Source organism: Flavimobilis rhizosphaerae, from assembly GCF_014852685.1.
Classification (GTDB): Bacteria; Actinomycetota; Actinomycetes; order Actinomycetales; family Cellulomonadaceae; genus Flavimobilis; species Flavimobilis rhizosphaerae.
Genome location: NZ_JACZDF010000001.1, coordinates 322,803 through 342,762, shown reverse-complemented (window position 1 = coordinate 342,762; position 19,960 = coordinate 322,803). Strand labels below are relative to the sequence as shown.

The window sequence follows — 19,960 nt, the reverse complement described above, 5'->3', positions numbered from 1 at the left end:
TACTGTACCGGCGTGCCCCACGAAGAGCCGCGCACTCCTGCTGGTGTCTCGCAGGGAGTCCCCTTCCGACACCGCTCGCGCGATGCCGCGCGAACGCTTCCGGAGGGCTGGGCACCGCACCGGTCGATCGCCGTGACTGTCGTCGCGACCGACGACCCGGCAGGGCTTGACCTCACCCTCTCGGCCCTCGCGGGCCAGACGTGCGGGCAGGAGCTGCTCGACATCGCGGTCGTCGTCGGTACGTCCGGGGCCTCCGACCTCGCGGAGCGACGCCCCGAGCGTGTCCGCGTCGTCACTGCGGAGGAGGGTTGGGGCCGCGCAGCCGCGCTGCACGCGGGCGTGGCCGCGACGGACGGCGAGATCCTCGTGTGGTTCGAGGCGGGCGACGTGCCTGCTCCCGAGACGCTCACGGAGGTTGCCCGGTGGCACGACCGGATCGACGACGCGGTGACGCTGCGGACGACCACGTACCTCGGGAACCTGGACCTCCGGCCCGAGGAACTACTCTTGCCGGACGCTGCGGGTCTCGAGCCGCTGATCGCGGCCACCGATGGGGCACCGGGCGCCGCCGAGACGCCCGAGCCGGACATCGAGCCGTCCTTCGCGGACGTCACCCTCACGTCGATCTCGACCTCGCGCGACCTGTACTCCCGTGCGGGCGGCCTCGACCCCGCGCTCCCGCACGGCGGGGAGCGCGATCTCGTCCATCGGCTCGCAGCACGCGGGGCCGTCCTCGTCCCCGCGCCCCTGGCCGTCGTCGTACGTGCAGGGGAGGAGCCCCTCGCGTCGTCGCTGCGGGCGGCCGACCCGTTCGACGCCCAGCGCGTCCCGCTCGACGGTGGCCGGCTGCGGTCCGTCGGCCGCGTCTGGCAGGTGCCCCTCGTCCATGCGGTCGTCCGGTGCGACGCGGCTTCCGCGCGGTTCGCGCGCGCGTGCGTCGAGCGGCTGCTCGCCTCGCGGAGGACGGATCTCCACGTGACGCTCGTCGCCCCCTGGTCCGACGGCCCGCAGGGCACGCCCGACGTGCTCGCGGCCGCGCTCGAGTGGTTCCGCGCCGACCCACGGGTGACGATCGCGGCTGATGCACCTGACGACGTCTTCCCGGCGGCGTTCCGGCTCGACGTCCCGGTCGTCGCGGGGCTGGGCCCCGACTCTCTCGGCGACATCCTGGACGTCGCGGCGTCGCGCCACGCGGGGCTCGTGAGGGTCCCTGCGCCGGGCGGTGACGTCGCGCTGCTCCGGACAGCTGCCGACGCACGGGCGCGTCGTTACCTGCCTGACGTGGACAACCTCCAGAAGCGGATCGACGCGGTGTGGGGCGTCTGGTGGGCACGGCTCGACGACATCGTCGACCTCTCCACGGTCGACCACCTCGACTCACCCATGCTGCTGGACGACCCCACCGACCACGGCGGCCCCGTATCGTCGACCGTGCCGCCGGCGACGGCCGCCCCGACGCAGGCGCCCCTCCCCCGCGGCTTCCGGGCACCTCTCGGGCTAATGCGTGACGGTCTCCGCGGGCTCGTGCGGGAGCTCGCGCGCAGGCTAGGACGCGGCAGTCGCCGCTGAGACCCCTTCTCGGCGAGTTGAGCCTAGACTCGACCTCGTGAAGATCGCTGTAGCTGGGACCGGATACGTCGGTCTCTCTCTCGCCGTCCTGCTCGCCCGCCACCACGAGGTCACCGCCGTCGACATCGACGCCGGCAAGGTCGAGCTCCTCTCGGCCGGACGTTCCCCGATCGAGGACGATGAGATCGAGCGCCATCTGCGCGAGGTTCCTCTCAATCTCACGGCGACGCTCGACGGCGACGCTGCGTACGCGGATGCCGACATCGTCATCATCGCCACCCCGACGGACTACGACGTCGAGTCGAACTTCTTCAACACGTCGTCCGTCGAGGCCGCCGTCACCCAGGCCCTGGCTGCCAACGCGGACACCTTCATCGTCATCAAGTCCACGGTGCCGGTCGGTTTCACGCGGGCCCTCCGCGGCCGCCACCCCGGTGCCGCGATCGCCTTCTCGCCGGAGTTCCTGCGTGAGGGCCGCGCCCTGCACGACAACCTCTACCCGTCGCGCATCGTCGTGGGCGACACCTCGGAGCAGGCGCGCGACTTTGCCGAGATGCTGCGCGCCGGAGCGCTCGCCACCCACGTGCCGGTGCTCCTCACCGAGAGCGACGAGGCGGAGGCGATCAAGCTCTTCGCCAACACGTACCTCGCGCTGCGCGTCGCCTACTTCAACGAGCTCGACACGTACGCGGCGACGCACGGCCTGGACTCCGCGCAGATCATCGAAGGCGTCGGCCTCGACCCTCGCATCGGCACGCACTACAACAACCCGTCCTTCGGCTACGGCGGCTACTGCCTCCCCAAGGACACCAAGCAGCTGCTCGCGAACTACCAGGACGTCCCCCAGAACCTCATCTCGGCAATCGTCGACTCCAACACCACCCGCAAGGACTTCGTCGCCGCGGACATCCTTCGTCGCAAGCCTCGTGTGGTCGGGATGTACAGGCTTGTCATGAAGGCGGGCTCCGACAACTTCCGGGCGTCGTCCATCCAGGGCGTCATGAAGCGCATCAAGGCGAAGGGCGTCGAGGTGGTCGTCTACGAGCCGGCGCTCAAGGACGACAGATTCTTCGGGTCCGAGGTCGTCAACGATCTCGACGAGTTCATGGCACGCTGCGACGTCATCGTCGCGAACCGGCGCGCGGACGAGCTCGCGGCCGTCAGCGAGAAGGTCTACACCCGCGACATCTACGGGCGCGACTGACTGAGGGACCCGAACTGCAGAAGCGACCCATGAGCGCAACCTTCGCACCAGGCACTTCAGCTACGCGCCGTCGGTGCCGGGCTGGCGCGCGGATCGGAGTTCGTCCAGTTCGGCCAGGGCTCGGGACAACGCTCCTTCGCGTGTGCTGATCGCTGCACACAGACCAAGAACGATCGCTTCCGCCTCATGCAACCTCGCGACGAGTCCGGCATCAGCCTCAGGCTTCGGGGTAGCAGGAGCCGATCCGCACACGTGCGCCTCGACCTCACCAGCGAGCTCGGTGGCCTTCACGAGAGCAGCGTCCCGTTCCGCCTCGACCGAATGAAGCTCTGCCTCGACCGAATGAAGCTCTGCCTCGACAGACTGAAGCCTCGCCTCGACCGACCGAAGTTCGAGCGAGAGCGGCCGAAGCTCCTCGAGCGGGCGTGCAAGCCCGTTTCGCGCAGGCCTCCCAACGACGTCCCGGGTCAACCATCGGTGGAGATCCGACGCTCGATTATCAAGCGGAACTCGCCTCATCAGCATGCCGGTACGACGGGCGGCCTCGTTCACCGAAAGCTGGTCCCTTCGGGAGTACCGCATGACGTGCGTGAGCCAGCATCGTCCGAACCGCGCCACATCTCGACTATGGCGACGCGCTATCAGGGCAGTCCACAGCGGCTGCTCGTCAAGCGCCGACTCGATCTGTCGGAGATAGTGCGCCAGCTGTCCGTACACACGGCCAGGATCATCGAGCTCGGCGTCGAGCACTGCTTCAAACTCGGAGAAGACCGAGTCCCTGAAACTGTGTAGCGGCATGCCAATGTCTGCATTGGAGAGCCAGTCGTCAAGAATGACGCTCGGGTCCACCTTGAGAAGCACTCGATTATCGATCCACAGCGACTCGTCGTACTCCGCCAGCTCTTCGTGTCCAAGAATCTTGAGAGCCCGGGCCGACCTGATGCTGTCGCCCAACAGCTCGGGCTCAATAACGCGCACATCCCAAGTGTCGCTCGTCAGCCCCGGGCGATCCGTCAACATGATGAAATCAACGTTGCTCTCGTGAGCCACTGGCTGCTCGAGGAGTTCCTCATAACGCCCCAGCAACGCGGAATATACAACTCGTCTCATAACAGCCTCGCTCTCTACTGCGGCCGCCAGGGCAGAGGCCTGCCCTTTGGGACAAGAACAACGTCCTGCCTGTAGCACCAGTTGCTTCTGACGATCGCTATGACGGCGCGTGGCGTACCCAACACACGAACCAGGCGACCGTACCGAGAATCGAACGCGAAGACTTGCCACTCCTGCGCCAACTGCGCGATCTCTTCATTGCTCATGTGAAGCACCTCGACCATGAGTGCAATCTCGTCGACGGAGTCGACAAACTCCCTGGCACCGGCCAGCACCTCCGCCTCCGCCCCTTCGACATCGATCTTGACGCAGGCCGAGCGCACGGACGCGTCCCGGAAGTAGGCCGACAGCGTGGTCGCCTTGACGTCGACCCTCTCCACCTCGGTCGCCGACGAAGCGCGCTTCAGAGAGGACTTACCAGACCAACTGACATCGCGCATCAGTGCGACGTCGCCCTCGAAGTCCGAGACCGCGAGCTCCGCGACTTCAACGTCAAGGCCGGACTCCGCGATCGAACGCCGAAGCAGTCGATTCACCTCGGGGAGCGGTTCGAACGCGACCGCCCTCGCCCCGGGCGGAAACGCTGCGCCAAGCAGCATCTCTCCGTAGTTGGCACCGACATCGACCACCAGGTCCCAGTCGCGCCGTCCCACAAGGAGATTCCAGAGCCTCAGCGAGAGCGGGTTCAGGTCGCCAGCCGCTTCGACGAGCTGTAGGCCGCGGCTATCGAGCAGCGAGACGTGAAGCGTGCGACCCAAGTGGTTCACGACACTAGTGGAGTCACTCGAAGCGTTCACCGCGCCGCCTTTCCCAACCTCGCCCATCAACCGCCGTTCACACCGCATTCCCTTTGATGAACTCCGCGACATCCCCGACCAGCGTGGCCGCCCGCGCGTCAAAGGAATGCCGCTCTGCCATGAGCTCGGCGTTCTTCCGCGCTGACTCGAAGTCGGGGAAGTGCTCATCGAGACGAGCGGGATCACAGAGCTCCCGCAGCTCTTCCACCGAGGAGTAGATCCGGACGGATCCCCCAAAGACCTCGTCGATGCCCTCGACGTAGTCGCTCACCGCACGCCCGCCGCTCGCAACGATATCGAAGAGCCTGTTCGAGATGAAACCCTCGGAGGCCATGTCCTCCCAGTGATCGTTCAGCACAACGCCAGCGGACGCGTAAGCGGCGGCCAGCTCCTCATTGGGAAGGTAGCTGCCCATGACGTGACGCTCCGGCAGGTGCATCTCCCAGCGAGGTCCCCACACCGCCACGTCGATGCCCGCCTCGATGGCGTCCATGACGACGCGTCGGGGCTCGAACCGACGAGCCTGTCCAACGAAGATCACGTCACGCTCGATCTGCGGAAGCGCGTCCGGGAACGCGAACCGCGAGACATCCGTGGCCTGCAGAAGAACCTTGACCTCGCGGCCCGAACGCTCGGACATGTCGCGCGCCCAACGGTGCGACGCGGCATAGACGAGATCGAACTCCGACACTTCGTCAACAGTCACATCATCTGGATGGCTGATCACCCAGAGGATGTTGACCTTCCCCGGCTGAGCGTATCCGCGGTCAAGTCCGCGGATCACGAGGTTGACGTCATCGAACGACGTCGCGGGCGCACCGTGGGTTCCGTGGCGGTACGTCACGACCTCCTGCCCATGCTTCTCAAGCCCGCCAGCGAGCGCGGCGATGAAGTGCGTGTCGCCCCACACATCGCCACGCGGGCCCGCGTTCGCGGGATTCTTGACGGACCATCGCAGTGATGCAGATCCCGCGGCCGTCCCATCAGAGGACTCATCGGCTCGGACCCTGACGACCACGGGAATCGGGTGCGCAAGCGGAGGACTCGACGAACCATAGCGATCAATTCGGAGTCCGACGGCCTCATAGAGATCATGCTCGGGTCCCGGCAGATTCCCCCTCCATCGCTTGAGGAAGATCTTTCGATTCTCCAGGATGTGCGTTCCCCGACCGGGAGTCTTGCTCTCGTGGTGCTCGACAACTGACGTCGGCACAACGCTGAAATAGCTCCCCTGGCCGTCAGCGGCCCGCAGGCAGAGGTCCACGTCCTCCTGCCCATTCGCATAGAGTGCGTCAAAGCCCTTGAGCCTTGCGACATCTGTGGCTCGCATCAGCAGCGCGGCTGCCGTGACGGCGCGGAACTTGAGCCCCGCCACCCGCGCGGCGTCCTCCTTTGGATGTCCCTGCATCAGATGAACTGGGAGCCCGTCGCGAGCGGGGAAGACAGTCCCGCACGCCTGGATCAGGTCGTCGGGGTACACCAGCAGCGGCTGGACTCCCGCAACCGCTGGCTTTCGAATCTCCTCTAGCAATGGACGAAGCCAGCCCGGACGCACAACTGTATCATTGTTGAGGAACAGCACGAACTCGCCCGACGATCGCGCAAATCCGTAGTTGGAGCCCGTCGCGAAGTTGAGATTGCGAGGAAGTCTGACCACCTTCACGTCCGGATAGGGGAGCAGAGCCGCCCTGAGGTCGTTGGCGATGCGGAGCGAGGATCCATTGTCAACGACCACGACCTCAAGGTCATCTTCGGGACTCCGGTGCTCGACAAGCGACCGCACGCACGCGAGCGTCATCGACGAATCATTATATGTCGGGATGACAACAGACGTCCGACCTGCCGTTCGATCGGCAACGGTTTCGCGGACCCGATCCCATCCGGTCCAGGCTTTGTCCAGCACCGCAAACTGCCAGTTGCTGGACTCACGAGTCGTGATTCGATCTCCATCTTCATCGTGGTCATAGTCGCACCCGATGAAGGGCAGGAGTACTGGCACCACGATGTCGGCGACCCTGAGCGCGAAGTCGTGATCGTTCCACCGGCGGATTGCAGGGTCAAAGCCTCCGGCCTGCCGTGCGAGATCCGTTTCTACGACAAAGACGTTGAGATCGATGTGGTTGAGAGACTTGAGGTCCTCCAGGCCCCCCACGTAGGCACGGTAGAGCGAAGGTTCATCGACACCCCCGTCGACGCGCAGTGCTGAGTACGCAGCGCGGAGCCCCTGGTGCAGCATCGCCCGCACCATGGTCTCGAGATAGTTCGGACGCCACGAGTTATCGGAGTCGAGGAACGCGACGTAGCGAGTGCTCACACTCTCGAGCCCGTGGTTCCGCGCGCGGCACACGCCCCCGTGCTCGGCCTCGATCAGCCGAACTCTCGGGTCCGTCAGCGTTTCAGCACGCACAGCCTCGATAGTGTTGTCAGTCGATCCGTCGTCGACGACGACGAGCTCCCAGCGACTGAAGCTCTGTGCTTGGACTGATCGAATCGCTTCAACAACCTGCGCCGGTCGGTTCCAGACCGGCATCACGACCGAGATGAGCGGCCCGTCGCCCTCGGGCTCTGGCAGATCGGAGATACTTGCGAGCCAGGCCTGCTCCGCCTCCTCGTCCCATTCCTCCGTGACCCTTCGCGAATTGCGAGGCCGTGCGACCGCAGTCTCTCGGGCGGCGGCGAGCAGTCTGGAGCGTGCCTCGCCCCACGTGATGCGAATGCTTCCGAGCTTCGGATCGACGGGAAGGAGGTCCGACTCCTCAAGCGCTAGAACTCGCGACGGCGCGTCATAGGCATGCAACTCACACACCGCGCCCTCTTCGAGCGGAGGATGGCCCTCGTACGAACAGTTCGCCTCCGTCCAGTCTCTGAGATCCACCCGCGGGTCGAAGAGCGGGCTCCATGCAAACTTCAGCGCGCCTTGGCTCTTGATGCCAGAGACAAACTTCGAAGTCCGGCCTTCCACGAGGTGAGCGGCGAGGGTGCGTTGCATCCACCCGGTGCTTACGAGCGGGTGAATTGAGGCACCACGCCGTGCCCCAACTCGGATAAAGTGACGGGCAGCAGCGGCCTCCGACGCAAATTCGACGCCAGACTGCGCAGCGTAGAACTCCGCGTCGAAGAGCCCTGTAGAGCTGAGGGTTCGCGCGTCCCTAGCAATGACCTGCTTTGCCGTCAGGGGCTTCGGGACTTGAGGCGCGGGTGCCTTGCGCCAGCGACGAGACGCACGGCGAACCGTGCCGATCATCCGCGAACCGCCTGGAATGGCTCGAATCGCTCGACCCAGGCGCTTTCGAATCTCTCTCCGCACGACGCTGTTCGTCCCCATCTACTAGTGCCTCGGTTTGTGCGAGCCACACATCGAACGATCACTTCGTCGCCCAGCGCCACCCACCCATTCACTGACCGAGGATACAGGGCACCCGTGTCGCGCGCCGTTTACCACGGTCACGATGGCGGTCTGTGCACTCCCGCCGCGCCAACAGGACCGCAGCGGCCTCCGCCACCGCTGACTGCTGCCTGTCGTCGATCGGGCGCAGCCCGTTGCGCACGTCTTCACGCGTCACGGGCTCGTGGTACTGCATCTACAGGTGCGGCCGCTGCGTGAACGCGCAGCGCACGTCGTAGCCCCAGCGGCGCTTCGCCCACCATGCTGCTCACGACGAGCGGTTTCGCCTCCTCCCGTCCGCACCGGTTTCCCGAGCCCGACGCAGCAGGCCGAACGGAGCAGCGACCCACGTGAGCACCTCAACGACACGCCTCACCCCGACGCGTCTCAAGCGGGCCCTCGCCCACCGTGCCCGGAAGCTGGGCACGAGGCTCAGGGTCCCGTCCGACCGCGACCTCGTCATCCCGTTCCTCTTCCCGCCCGCCAACGAGACCGCAGGCATCGTTATGGCCAAGCGCCTGCGCGACTGGCCCCGCGACGTCGCCGTTATCGCCAACGAGCCGCCAGGCAAGCGGAAGCCAGACTCCGGCACGCTGAAGATCGCAGGCCCTCGGGTCACCCGAGTCGCGCGCATCAAGGGCAAGAAGAATCCCCTCAAGGACTGGCCGGTCGTCGCAGGCTTCGTCGCCCGGGGCGACGCGGAGATCAGGAGGTTCGAGCGCTCACGCGGCCCGTACCGCCGGGCCCACAGCCGCGCGGTGATACCGGCATCGCACTTCCTCGCCATGCAGTACAAGCTGCGGCTACCCTCGGTCCGCTGGACCGCGGAGTTCTCCGACCCGCTCATGTACGACACCCACGGCGACCGTCGTCTGGCCCCGCCCGGAGGTGACCCGCTCGCGCGTGCGATCGCCGCAAGGATCGCGGCACGCGGCATCCATGACAGGCCTCGACGACGTCGCCGCGCAGACCGCCTTCCTCCGCGAGCTCATCGCCTCAGGCAAGCGCTGACACCCGACGCACGGTGGCCGGTCACCCCCTCACGGGGTGACCGGCCACCGTCATTTCTCGGGCCGCTACGCCGCCGCAGCCCTCTCCCCCGCCTCGCCCGTCCGCAGGCCTTCACGGACCGCCCCGCGGGTCACGGGAGCGTGGTAGCGCACCTGGAGGTGCGGGCGCTCGGTGAGCGAGTATCGGACGTCGTACTCCCAGCGGCGCTTGGTCCACCAGGCTGCCGCGACGGCGATGAGCACGGCAGCGATCGAGCCGACGCCGATCGACCAGCGTGCGCCCCAGTGCTCGCCGATCCAGCCGACGAGGGGTGAGCCGATGGGCGTCGAACCGAGAAGCACCATCTGGTAGATCGACATGACGCGGCCGCGCATCGCGGGGTCGACGCTCATCTGCAGCGTCGTGTTCGCGGCGGTGAGCATCGTGAGCGAGCACAGGCCCACGAGGATCGAAGCGGCGGCGTACGACCAGAAGGTCGGCATGAGTGCCATGACGCCGCTCGTCACGCCGAACGCGAAGGCTGCACCGATGACGAGGCGCACGCGTGGACGCTTGCGCCGGGCAGCGAGCAGGGCGCCGGTGAGCGAGCCGATCGCGAGGACGGAACCGAGGATGCCGTACTCGCCCGCGCCCTTGCCGAACTCAGCCGTCGCCATGAGCGCGCTCGTCAGCTGGAAGTTGAGGCCGAGCGCCGAGACGACGCCGGCGACGGCCATGATGACGAGGATGTCGGTGCGCCGGCGGATGTACCCGACGCCCTCACGCATCTGACGCAGGCCGCCCTTGGAACGGTCGGCGCGAGGCAGCGGCCGCAGCTCGGACGTGCGCATGAACGACATCGCCACGATGACGGCCGCGAACGAGACGCCGTTGAGGACGAACGCCCACCCGGAGCCGACGGCAGCGATGAGCAGGCCCGCGAGGCCCGGACCGATGAGGCGCGCGGCGTTGAAGGACGCCGAGTTGAGGCCGACGGCATTGGCGAGCGAGTCCTGCGGGACCATCGCCGCGACAAACGTCATGCGGGCGGGGCCGTCGAACGCCGAGACGCTGCCGAGCGCGAACGCGAGCACGTACACGTGCCACAGCTCGGCACGGCCCGAGATGACGAGACCACCGAGGAGCACGGCGAGGACGCCCTGGAGCGACTGCGTCCACATGAGGAGCTTGCGGTTGTCGACCCGGTCGGCGATGACACCCGCATACGGGGAGAAGAGGAGCGCCGGCACGAACTGCAGGGCCGTGACGATGCCGACGGCCACGCCCGAGTTGTCCGAGAGCTCGGTGAGGACGAGCCAGTCCTGTGCGACACGCTGCATCCACGTGCCGATGTTGGCGACGAGTGCGGCGGCGAACCACACCCGGTAGTTGAAGAAGCGAAGCGAGGCGAAGGTCTGGGTCATCCGTGAGCGATCCGTGTCATCAGTTCCGTAGCGGCGGCGAGCGTGGCGCGCTCGTCGGGGGTGAGGGACCTCAGCTGCTTCGACAGCCACTGGTCGCGACGACGTCGCACCGTGCCGACCTCTGTCGTACCGCGCTCGGTGAGCTCGACGAGCACCTGACGACGATCCGTCGGGTGCTCGAGCTTCGTGACGAGCCCGAGCTCCGTGAGCGCGTTGACCGACCGGGTCATCGCGGGCGCGGAGACGCGCTCGTGGTCCGCGAGCGCACCCGGCGACATGGCCCCGTGGTGCTTGAGCGTCATGAGGACGGCGATCTGCCCCTCACCGATCTCGACGTCACCGCGCTGCGACCGCAGCCTGCGCTGAAGCCGGTTGACGGCGGAGGTGAGCTCGGTGCTGAGTGCCGTCCGGGACGTGCCCGGTGCGCAGATGTCGTCCTGTCCCACAGGTCATTACCTTAGTTCATTACCTCAGTTAACGACAGGGGTCGGGACACACGTCACACCGGTTCACCACACGCTCAGCGCACGTCCTTGCCGAGCAGCTCCGGAGCGTCGGGGTCCTCCGCGAGGTACCGCGTGACGTCGTCCGTCGCGATCGCCTCCGCGAGCGGCGCGAACAGCTCCAGATCAAGGTTGACGATCGACTGCGTGCCGTCCGGGCTCCAGCCCGTCCCCAGGACGGGCGCCGTGAGGAACGCGACGTCCCCAGCCCGCAGGCCCTTGAGCTCCGTCGCGAGCCCGACAAGATCTGTGAGCCCCAGACCGTCGTCCACCGCGACCGCGCCCGACACCACCCGGACGAACCGCGTCGCCTTCGCCGGATCCGTGAGCGTCCCCTGCGAGACCGCCTTCGTGAGGATCGCGCGCGCCCAGTTCTGCTGCCGCTTCACCCGGTCGAAGTCACCGCCCGGCAGGCCGTAGCGCTGCCGCGCGTACGCGAGCGCCTGCTTGCCGTCGAGCACGTGCGTGCCCGTGCCGACGACGAGCCTGTCGGGAGCGCCGTACTCGTAGACGTCCTGCCCCACCGTGATCTCGACACCACCGAGCGCGTCCGTGAGCTCCGTGAACGAGTCGAAGTCCGCGATCGCCACATGGTCGATCCGCACCCCCGTGAGCTGCTCGACCGTCTGCACGAGAAGCGCAGGCCCGCCGTACGAGTACGACGCGTTGATCTTCGCCATGCCCCGCCCCGGGACGTCCACCCACGAGTCACGCGGGATCGACATGACGCTCGCATGCTCCCGGTCACCGTCGAGGTGCACGAGCATGATGGCGTCCGTGCGCTGCGCGCCCGCCTCCCACTGCGACGGGTCGCCCGCCGAGATCCGCGAGTCCGAGCCGAGCACGAGGAAGTTCAGCGGCTCACGGTCCGCGGCGACGACCGGCGCCGGACGCGTCGGGCGCCCCTCCTCCGGGATCGCCGTGAACGGGTCACCGAACCGCTCGACCCGCGAGTCGAGCCACAGGGCACCGCCACCGAGCGCGAGCACCACGACGAGCACGAGCCCGCCGAGCGCCGCGAGCGCGCCGACGAGCGCACGCCTGCCTGCGCGCCGCTCACGCACCTCCCCGTCGTCGTTGCCCTCGTCCGCACCGCCGAGGACGTTCCCGACCGGCTGCTCCGTCGCGTCGCGCGACCCCCGTCTCCCCATGCCACTCACGGTAGAGGACGCAGGCAGGGTGAGTCAGGGAACGAAGACCATGACCGCCCGGCCCTCACCCCGCGCCTCGATACGACCCGAGGCGTGCGGCACGAACACCGACTCCCCCTGGGTGAGCGCGACCTCCGAACCCTCCGCGGTCCGGAGCGCGAGCGTGCCCTCCGTGCACAGGACGATGCGGGGCCCGTCCTGCGTGAGGTACGTCGCCCGGCCGCGCTCCGTACGCGTCGGCTCGACGAGCGCGAGCGCGAACTCGTCGGCAGGGGCGCGCACGACCGCAGGCCGGCCCTCCTCGCCAGGGACGACCGCCGGCCGCACCGGCGTGAGGTCCGTGTAGTCGACGATCCGCAGCAGCTCGTCGACGTCGATCTTCTTGCGCGTGAGCCCCGCCCGCAGCACGTTGTCCGAGCTCGCCATGACCTCGAGGCCGAGCCCCGCGAGGTACGCGTGGACGACACCCGCACCGACGAACACCGTCTCCCCCGGCTCGAGCGTGAACCTGTTGAGCAGGAGCGACGCCACCGCACCCGGGTCTCCCGGGTACCAGTGGGCGAGGGCCGCGACCGTGCCGTACGCCTGCTGCGAGCCGAAGCCCTGCGCAAGCTGCTGCTCGCACCCCCTGACCGTCACCTCGATGTCAGCGGCGCTGATTCGGCCGCGCGCATGGAGCACCGCCTCGAACGCCGCCCGCATGCCGTCGGACGTCGGCGTGTCCCGCAGCGCGCACCGGATCGTGTCGACAAGTTCGCCCTCGAGCGGCTCGAGCAACTCGAGCACCTGCCGGGGGCGCCGGAAGCCGCACAGCCCCTCGAAACGTGAGATAGCGAGGAGCATCTCCGGCTTGTGCTGGTCGTCGTGATAGCTGCGCTCCGGGTCCCCGGCCGGCAGGCCCGAGAGCTCGTCGTGCGCGAAGCCCGCGGCAGCCTGCGCGAGGTCCGGGTGCACCTGGAGCGACAGCGGACGCGACGCACCAAGAATCTTGAAGAGGTACGGCAGGCGCGGCCCGAAACGCGCGAGCACACGCTCACCGAGGAGTCCGGACGGGTCGTCGAGGACCAGCTCGTCGAGCCCACGACCCTTGACGCTCGACGGCGCCGACGGGTGCGCGCCCATCCACACCTCGGCCACCGGGCGTCCGTCGGCCGGCCGGCCGAGGAACGCCGGGATCGCGGTCGTCGATCCCCAGTCGTAGTGCTTGACCGGGTTCGTGAGGCGGTGCATCGGGCTCCTGTCTTGTCCCGGAACACGGCGGGACGGCCAGGGCCCCGGGCACGTCACGTGCCCGGGGCCCCGTTCGATCGTTCCGACCGAGCCTAGCGAAGACTCACAGGCCCAGGAGGTTCTGAAGGGGAACGAGCGTGAAATACACGACGAACATCACCGAGGCGACCCACATGAGCGGGTGCACCTTGCGGACCTTGCCCGTCGCCGCCTTGACGATGACGTGCGCGATGAAGCCCACGCCGATGCCTGCCGTGATGGAGTACGAGAACGGCATGATCGCGAGCGTAAGGAACGCCGGGATCGCGATGTCAGGGGACTTCCAGTCGATGTCGAGGACCTGCGTCATCATGAGGTAACCGACGATGACGAGCGCCGGGGCGGCCGCCTCGTTGGGGATGAGCGCCACGACCGGCGCGAGGAACGTCGAGAGCAGGAAGCACACGCCCGTGACGACCGCCGCGAGGCCCGTGCGGGCACCTGCGGCGACACCCGTCGTCGACTCGACGTAGCTCGTGTTCGACGACGCCGACGCCATGCCACCGACAGCTGCGGCCACCGAGTCGACGATGAGGATCTGCGTCGACTTCGGCGGGTTGCCGTCCGCGTCGAGCAGCTTGGCCTCAGAGCCGACCGCGACCATCGTGCCCATCGTGTCGAAGAAGTCAGCGAGGAGCAGCGAGAAGACGAGGAGGACGACCGCGACGATCCCGATCTTGCCGATCGCACCGAAGAGCGAGAACTGGCCGAGCAGCCCGAAGTCCGGCACCGCGACGGGCGAGCCGTCGAGCGCAGGGACGTTGAGGTTCCAACCCTTGGGGTTGTCCTTCGCCGGGCCGAGCTTCGCAACGGCCTCGACGATGACGGCGACGACGGTCGCGACACCGATCGAGATGAGCATCGCACCACGGACACCCCGCACCGTGAGGACGATCGCGAGCGTGAGGCCGATGACGAAGACGAGCACCGGCCACGTCTGCAGCGAGCCGAACTGGCCGAGCTCGAGCGCGACACCCTCGGGCGCCTTGCGGACGAAGCCCGCGTTGACGAGGCCGATGAGGGTGATGAAGAGGCCGATGCCGACCGAGATCGCCGTCTTGAGCGTGCGCGGCACCGCACGGAACACCGCGGTGCGGAAGCCCGTGAGGACGAGCACGAGGATGACAAGACCCTCGAGGACGACGATGCCCATCGCGTCGGCCCACGTCATGTCCGGCAGCGCAGCGACCTGGAAAGCCACGACGGCGTTGAGGCCGAGACCTGCGGCGAGCGCCATCGGGAAGTTGGCGACGACCCCCATGAGGATCGAGAGCACGCCCGCGGCGAGCGCCGTGACGGCGGCGACCATCGCGAGGTTCGGCGCGTCGGTGCTGCCGCCGAGGAACTTGCCGGTGCCGTCCTGGGCCGTGCCGATGATGAGCGGGTTGAGGGCGATGATGTAGGCCATCGCGGCGAAGGTCACGAGGCCGCCGCGAATCTCCGCACCGATCGTCGAGCCGCGCTCGGTGATCTTGAAGAAGCGGTCGATCGCGCTGGTGGGCGCGACCGTGGAGGGGGAGGAAGTCATGACCCGCATATTCCCACGGGAACGCAACTTCATGCGGGAACTTCTCAGGACCCGGACGCGTTCGCAACCCCGCGATAGCCTGACAGTCGATCCCGGAGGTGCCATGACCACGCCCGTGCTCACCGTCGGCCACTCCACGCGCACGCTCGAGGAGTTCCTCGACCTCCTCGACGACGCCGAGGTCGGCATCGTCGTCGACGTCCGCAGGCTCCCCGGCTCCGCCCGTTACCCCCACTTCGACGAAGACCCGCTCCGCGACGCCCTCGCCCAGCGCGGCATCGACCTCCGCCGGCTCCCGGCTCTCACCGGCCGTCGCCCCGTCCAGCGCGACGTCCCACCCACGACCAACGGCTGGTGGGAGCACCGCAGCTTCCACAACTACGCCGACTGGACCCTCTCCGCCGACTTCCGCGCGGCGCTCGCCGAGCTCCGCGAGCTGCGCGACACGGCCGCCGCCCACGGACGCACTGTCGCCCTCATGTGCGCCGAGGCCGTCTGGTGGCGCTGCCACCGCAGACTCATCGCCGACCAGCTCCTCGCGCGCGGCGAGCCCGTCGTCCACCTCATGGCGCCCGGCCAGACCCGTCCCGCCGAGCTCTCCGCCGGCGCGGTCCTCCACCCCGACGGCACCCTCACGTACCCCGCGCCCGACAGCGACAACGCCACCAGCACCACCGAGGAGACACCCCACCCATGACCCACAGCACCTCCGACACCCCGCCCCCGCGGATCGTCGTCATGGGCGTCTCCGGCTGCGGCAAGTCCACCGTCGCGACGCTCCTCGCCGCACGCCTCGGCGTCCCCTACGTCGACGCCGACGACCTCCACCCCGCCGCGAACGTCGCCCGCATGAGCGCCGGCATCCAGCTCACCGACGACGACCGCGCACCCTGGCTCGACACGGTCGCCGCCGCGATCGCCGCCGCCCCCGACGGCGTCGTCGTCGCCTGCTCCGCCCTCCGCCGCTCCTACCGCGACCGTCTGCGCGCTGGCGCCCCCGGAACCGTCGTCGTCCACCTCGACGGCACCCCCGAGCTCCTCGCCGCACGGATCGGCGCCCGAACCGACCACTTCATGCCCGCGTCCCTGCTCGGCACCCAGCTCGCGACCCTCGAGAGCCTCGCCGACGACGAACCCGGAACGGTCCTCGACGTCACCGCGACGCCCGACGAGCTCGCCGACGCGGCAGCCACATGGTGGCGCGACCACGGGTCAGCGCCCGCGATCGCTCAGGCCTCTGGGCTCGCCCAGGTGACGGAGACCGGCGCGAACGGCCGCGCCAGGCCCTGACGTCAGGCGTCAGCAGCAGCCGGGTCGCCCTCGACCTCGACCTCGGCACCGTCGGCGACGTCGACGGTCAGCTCCGCGACAGGGGTCTCCTCAACGCCACCCCCTGCTGGCGTCGGACGCTCGAGCGTCACGACGTCGATCCGAGCCTCGTCGATGAGCGGGTTCGGCGCCGGCCAGTCCGACGGACGCTCCGGCACGTCGGTCTCCGAGTGCGCACCGCAGCCGTGGTCGAACGCCACGACACGACCGTCGTCGGGCGACCACGGGTTGGTGCACACGCCGAAGACCTGACCGAGCGTGCCCTGGAGCGGCACGAGGTACCCGCACGAGAGGCACGGGTCGGTCGCGGCCTGCGCGCTCGCGCTGCGCGGGCCCGCAGCCCCGTCGTACCACCGCTGCGCGGCCTCGGCGACGCCGTCCTCCGAGAGGATGCGCGCACGCGCGAGCGCGAGCTCGCCGATCGCGACCGCGTCGAGCTCGTCGTCGCCGCTCGGCTCCCAGCCGGGCGCAAGACGCGGGTCGTCCGCGACGAACGGCAGGATGTCGCCCGGGCCGACGTCGCCCGGACGGATCCGCTCCGACCACGGCAGCCACTCGGGCGCGAGGATCGCCCCGTCACCGGGAAGCAGCTCGACCTCGCACACCGTCGCCGTGCGACCGCGCGGCACACGCGCGAGCGTCACCGTCCACGCCCAGCCCTGGTAGCCCGGCATCGTCGCCGCGAACCTGTGCTCGACCAGACGGTCCTCGACCGTGAACGTCCCGAGGTGCTCCCCGACGTGGGCCGCGACCTCGGCGACGTCCTCCGCGGACGCGCGCGCGATCTCGATCGCGGCGTCGAGCACCGGGTCGGCCTTGCGGCGTGCAGGGCGGGTCATCGTCGCAGCAGCCACCTCAGGCCTCAAGGTTCTCGGCGACGGCACGCAGCAGGCTCGCGACTTTCGTGCCCTGCGCCTTCTCCGGGTAGCGGCCACGACGCAGGTCGTTGCCGACGCGGTCGAGCACCTTGATGAGGTCCTCGACGATGATCGCCATGTCCTCGGCGGGCTTGCGCGCAGCCTTCACGACCGACGGCAGCGGGTCCGTGAGCGTCACCTGGAGCGCCTGCGGCCCACGACGACCGTCGGCGACCGAGAAGTCGACCTTCGCGCCCGGCTTGACGACGGCTCCCTCAGGCAGCGCCGAGGCGTGGAGGAAGACCTCCGAACCGTCCTCGGACGCGATGAAACCGAAGCCGCGCTCTGCGTCGAACCACTTGACCTTGCCGCTGGGCACAAGCACCTCAGATGAGAAGTAGGAGTACGCGCGAGACCGCGCGACGTGTCGTCCGCCTTCGAGGATAGCCGGAACGCGGGCCGCGGCGGGAACGCGCACGTGACGCGGTCACGGATCGTCGGCTCCTCGGCGCCACGACATCTGAGGATGACGACGTCGTCAATCCGTGCGGCGACGGCGGCGCGACGTTCCTGCACCTCTGGGACGAGCTCCTCCGCCCCGTGACGACCCTCGTCGGCGCGCTGCGCGGCGGCCTCGGCGATCCCGAGGTTTCGCTCACGGCGTGACAACTTCTTTGCCCATCCTTTGCGCCGACACGCACGGGTCCGTGATGATCGTGGGGTGACACCTGCACGCACCGTCCCGTTCCGCCGCGCACTCGCGGGCGCCCTCGTCGTGGGTGGCCTGCTCGGGCTCACCACCGCACCCGCCCACGCGCTCGCGGCCGGACCGGGCGTCCCCGCGCTCGGGATCGCGCAGAGCGCCGTGCGGGACGTCGCGCAGGGCGCACTGCCGGGCCGTGCGCCGCAGCGACTCACGCAGCCCGTCACCAACCCCGACGGCCTCCTCACGTCGTCCCAGGTGAGCGAGATCGAGAGCCAGCTCAAGGCCTTCGCCGACGCCACGAACTTCGAGCTCTACCTCGTCGTCACCCGCACCTTCGACGGCGCGCAGGGCCAGGACTGGGCCGAGAGCTCAGGACAGCTCTCCGGCTTCGGCAGCACACAGTTCGTCTTCGCCGTCGCCGAGGAGGACCGCTTCGTCGGCCTCGGCGCCGAGGAAGGCTCGCTTCCGCAGGACGCCGTCAATCAGATCATCGCCGACTCCCGCGACGCCCTCCGCGACGACTTCGACTACCCCGCTGCCGTCGCCTCGACGATCACGACCCTCACGGCCGTGGCCGACGGCTCCTACGACGAGGGATCGGCCGACAGCGCCGGCACGGCATCCGCCACCTCAGGACCCGGCGCCATCGTCTTTCTCCTCCTCGCGGGCATCGCCGTCGTCGTCATCGTCACCGTCGTCCGCTCGCGCAAGCGCAAGGCGATCGGCGGCGCGAACGTCGCCCCGCAGCTCTCGCTCGAGGAGCTCCGCAAGCGTGCCGGCGCCGCGCTCGTCGCCGCCGACGACGCCGTGAAGTCCTCCGACGAGGAGCTCGCCTTCGCCAAGGCCCAGTTCGGCCTCCAGGCGACCGACCAGTTCACCGCCGCTGTCGACGCTGCCCGCGCAGACGTGCAGAAGGCCTTCCACATCCAGCAGCTCCTCGACGACGAGATCCCCGAGCCGGACCACGTCAAGGGCCAGATGCTCACCGACATCCTCGCCCTGTGCGAGAAGGCGTCGGCCACCCTCCGCGCCGAGGAGGCCGCGTTCCAGGAGCTGCGCAACATGCAGTCGCGCCTCCCCGAGCACCTCGCCGAGCTCGAGCAGCGCACCGCCGAGGTCCGCGCGCGCGTCCAGACGTCGCGCGTCGCCCTCGCCGAGCTCTCACGCCGCTACCCGGCGCGCGCCCTCGCCTCGATCATCGACAACCCCGACCAGGCGCTCCAACTGCTTGACGGCGCGACCGAGTCCGTCCGCGAGGCCCGGGCCGACGTCGACAAGGACGACCGCCCGACAGCCGTCGTCCGCACGCGCGCCGCCCAGCTCGCCGTCGGCCAGGCCGCGACGCTCCTCGACGCCGTCGACGGCGCGGGCGCCGAGCTCGACGCCGCCGCGCCCCGCCTCGTGAGCGCGATCGCCTCGATCAGCTCCGACGTCACCGACGCGCAGCGGCTCGCACCCTCGAACCCGGCCGTCACCCCCTACGTCGCACGCGCACAGGCCGCGATCACCGCGGGTCGCGACGCCCAGGCCGGCGGCGATCCGCTCGCTGCGCTCCGCGAGCTCACCGCCGCCGAGGCCGCGATCGACGAGGTCCTCGCCCCGCTGCGCGCTGCCGACGAGCAGATCCGACGCGCGACCGCGATGCTCGGCCAGACGATGGGCCAGGCCGACGCGATGATCCGCGGCACCGACGACTTCATCAACACTCGCCGCGGCACCGTCGGACCCACCGCCCGCACCCGCCTCGCCGAGGCCATCCGTCACATGCAGGAAGCCCACGAGCTTCAGCAGAAGGACCCGCAGCGCGCGCTCGCCGCCGCTCAGCGCGCACTCGACCTCGCCCGCTCCGCACGTGACATCGCCCAGTCCGACGTCGACCGGGGCAGCGGGTTCGGCGGAGGAGGCGGCTTCGGCGGCGGAGGCAACAACGTCGGCGGCATGATCCTCGGCGGCATCATCCTCGACTCCCTGCTGCGCGGCGGCGGGGGAGGCGGGGGTGGATTCGGCGGCGGCGGCGGCGGCGGCGGCTTCGGCGGCGGCGGCTTCGGGGGCGGGGGCGGCTTCGGGGGCGGGGGCTTCGGCGGCGGGGGCGGCGGCGGTTCCTTCTGACGTCCACGCCTCGTACCCGTCCTCGCACG

The 19,960-nt window shown here is 69.0% G+C and carries 15 protein-coding genes; 5 read left to right on the top strand and 10 right to left on the bottom strand.

What is annotated here, in order from left to right; all coding sequences use genetic code 11:
- The first annotated feature begins 12 nt into the window (after positions 1–12).
- Together IGS67_RS01475 and IGS67_RS01470 are read left to right on the top strand one after the other, a co-directional pair.
- Positions 13–1,569, top strand: coding sequence for a glycosyltransferase (locus IGS67_RS01475; protein WP_192277130.1), 1,557 nt, complete (start codon positions 13–15; stop codon positions 1,567–1,569).
- A 37-nt stretch (positions 1,570–1,606) separates the two neighbouring features.
- The gene (locus tag IGS67_RS01470) at positions 1,607–2,773 is read left to right on the top strand and encodes a nucleotide sugar dehydrogenase (RefSeq protein ID WP_192277128.1); all 1,167 of its coding nucleotides are present in this window, start codon (positions 1,607–1,609) and stop codon (positions 2,771–2,773) included.
- 60 nt (positions 2,774–2,833) lie between these two features.
- On the opposite strand, the gene IGS67_RS01465 is transcribed toward IGS67_RS01470, so the two are convergent.
- The 8 genes from IGS67_RS01465 to IGS67_RS01430 form a co-directional block, all read right to left on the bottom strand.
- Positions 2,834–3,859, bottom strand: coding sequence for a glycosyltransferase domain-containing protein (locus tag IGS67_RS01465; protein WP_192277126.1), 1,026 nt, complete (start codon positions 3,857–3,859; stop codon positions 2,834–2,836).
- 38 nt (positions 3,860–3,897) lie between these two features.
- On the bottom strand, positions 3,898–4,650 hold the full coding sequence (locus tag IGS67_RS01460; RefSeq protein WP_192277124.1) for an FkbM family methyltransferase: 753 nt from the start codon (positions 4,648–4,650) through the stop codon (positions 3,898–3,900).
- A 67-nt stretch (positions 4,651–4,717) separates the two neighbouring features.
- Positions 4,718–7,669 carry a glycosyltransferase gene (locus IGS67_RS01455; protein ID WP_192277121.1) on the bottom strand — a complete coding sequence of 984 codons (2,952 nt, stop codon included), beginning with the start codon at positions 7,667–7,669 and terminating at the stop codon, positions 4,718–4,720.
- A 1,472-nt stretch (positions 7,670–9,141) separates the two neighbouring features.
- Positions 9,142–10,479, bottom strand: coding sequence for an MFS transporter (locus IGS67_RS01450; RefSeq protein WP_192277119.1), 1,338 nt, complete (start codon positions 10,477–10,479; stop codon positions 9,142–9,144).
- Positions 10,476–10,925: a MarR family winged helix-turn-helix transcriptional regulator gene (locus IGS67_RS01445; RefSeq protein WP_192277117.1), complete on the bottom strand. Its 450-nt coding sequence runs from the start codon at positions 10,923–10,925 to the stop codon at positions 10,476–10,478. The genes IGS67_RS01450 and IGS67_RS01445 overlap by 4 nt, the downstream gene beginning before the upstream one ends.
- A gap of 74 nt (positions 10,926–10,999) precedes the next feature.
- Positions 11,000–12,133 carry an LCP family protein gene (locus IGS67_RS01440; RefSeq protein WP_192277115.1) on the bottom strand — a complete coding sequence of 378 codons (1,134 nt, stop codon included), beginning with the start codon at positions 12,131–12,133 and terminating at the stop codon, positions 11,000–11,002.
- Positions 12,134–12,166: 33 nt separating this feature from the next.
- The gene (gene manA / locus IGS67_RS01435) at positions 12,167–13,363 is read right to left on the bottom strand and encodes a mannose-6-phosphate isomerase, class I (RefSeq protein WP_192277113.1); all 1,197 of its coding nucleotides are present in this window, start codon (positions 13,361–13,363) and stop codon (positions 12,167–12,169) included.
- Between the two features lie 103 nt (positions 13,364–13,466).
- Positions 13,467–14,930 carry an NCS2 family permease gene (locus IGS67_RS01430; protein WP_192277111.1) on the bottom strand — a complete coding sequence of 488 codons (1,464 nt, stop codon included), beginning with the start codon at positions 14,928–14,930 and terminating at the stop codon, positions 13,467–13,469.
- Between the two features lie 103 nt (positions 14,931–15,033).
- Between IGS67_RS01430 and IGS67_RS01425 the strand changes: the two genes are divergently transcribed.
- Positions 15,034–15,627 carry a DUF488 domain-containing protein gene (locus IGS67_RS01425; protein ID WP_192277109.1) on the top strand — a complete coding sequence of 198 codons (594 nt, stop codon included), beginning with the start codon at positions 15,034–15,036 and terminating at the stop codon, positions 15,625–15,627.
- A complete protein-coding gene (locus tag IGS67_RS01420; protein ID WP_192277107.1) occupies positions 15,624–16,220 on the top strand; it encodes a gluconokinase in 597 nt (198 codons plus the stop codon). Before IGS67_RS01425 ends, IGS67_RS01420 begins: the two co-directional genes overlap by 4 nt.
- A 2-nt stretch (positions 16,221–16,222) precedes the next feature.
- Here the strand turns inward: IGS67_RS01420 and IGS67_RS01415 are convergent, their stop codons facing one another.
- Complete coding sequence (locus tag IGS67_RS01415; RefSeq protein ID WP_192277105.1) at positions 16,223–17,098, bottom strand: DUF3027 domain-containing protein; 876 nt, start codon at positions 17,096–17,098, stop codon at positions 16,223–16,225.
- Between the two features lie 16 nt (positions 17,099–17,114).
- Complete coding sequence (locus IGS67_RS14100; protein WP_192277822.1) at positions 17,115–17,495, bottom strand: cold-shock protein; 381 nt, start codon at positions 17,493–17,495, stop codon at positions 17,115–17,117.
- Positions 17,496–17,837: 342 nt separating this feature from the next.
- On the opposite strand from IGS67_RS14100, the gene IGS67_RS01405 reads away from it, so the two are divergent.
- On the top strand, positions 17,838–19,931 hold the full coding sequence (locus IGS67_RS01405) for a TPM domain-containing protein (RefSeq protein ID WP_192277102.1): 2,094 nt from the start codon (positions 17,838–17,840) through the stop codon (positions 19,929–19,931).
- Positions 19,932–19,960 lie beyond the last annotated feature (29 nt).

Excerpts from the sequence above, each read along its gene's own strand:
- IGS67_RS01420 (WP_192277107.1), top strand. The coding sequence starts at position 15,624 with ATGACCCACAGCACCTCCGACACCCCGCCCCCGCGGATCGTCGTCATG.
- IGS67_RS01440 (WP_192277115.1), bottom strand. The coding sequence starts at position 12,133 with ATGGGGAGACGGGGGTCGCGCGACGCGACGGAGCAGCCGGTCGGGAAC.
- IGS67_RS01430 (WP_192277111.1), bottom strand. The coding sequence starts at position 14,930 with ATGACTTCCTCCCCCTCCACGGTCGCGCCCACCAGCGCGATCGACCGC.
- IGS67_RS01450 (WP_192277119.1), bottom strand. The coding sequence starts at position 10,479 with ATGACCCAGACCTTCGCCTCGCTTCGCTTCTTCAACTACCGGGTGTGG.
- IGS67_RS01425 (WP_192277109.1), top strand. The coding sequence starts at position 15,034 with ATGACCACGCCCGTGCTCACCGTCGGCCACTCCACGCGCACGCTCGAG.
- manA (WP_192277113.1), bottom strand. The coding sequence starts at position 13,363 with ATGCACCGCCTCACGAACCCGGTCAAGCACTACGACTGGGGATCGACG.
- IGS67_RS01455 (WP_192277121.1), bottom strand. The coding sequence starts at position 7,669 with ATGCAACGCACCCTCGCCGCTCACCTCGTGGAAGGCCGGACTTCGAAG.
- IGS67_RS01415 (WP_192277105.1), bottom strand. The coding sequence starts at position 17,098 with ATGACCCGCCCTGCACGCCGCAAGGCCGACCCGGTGCTCGACGCCGCG.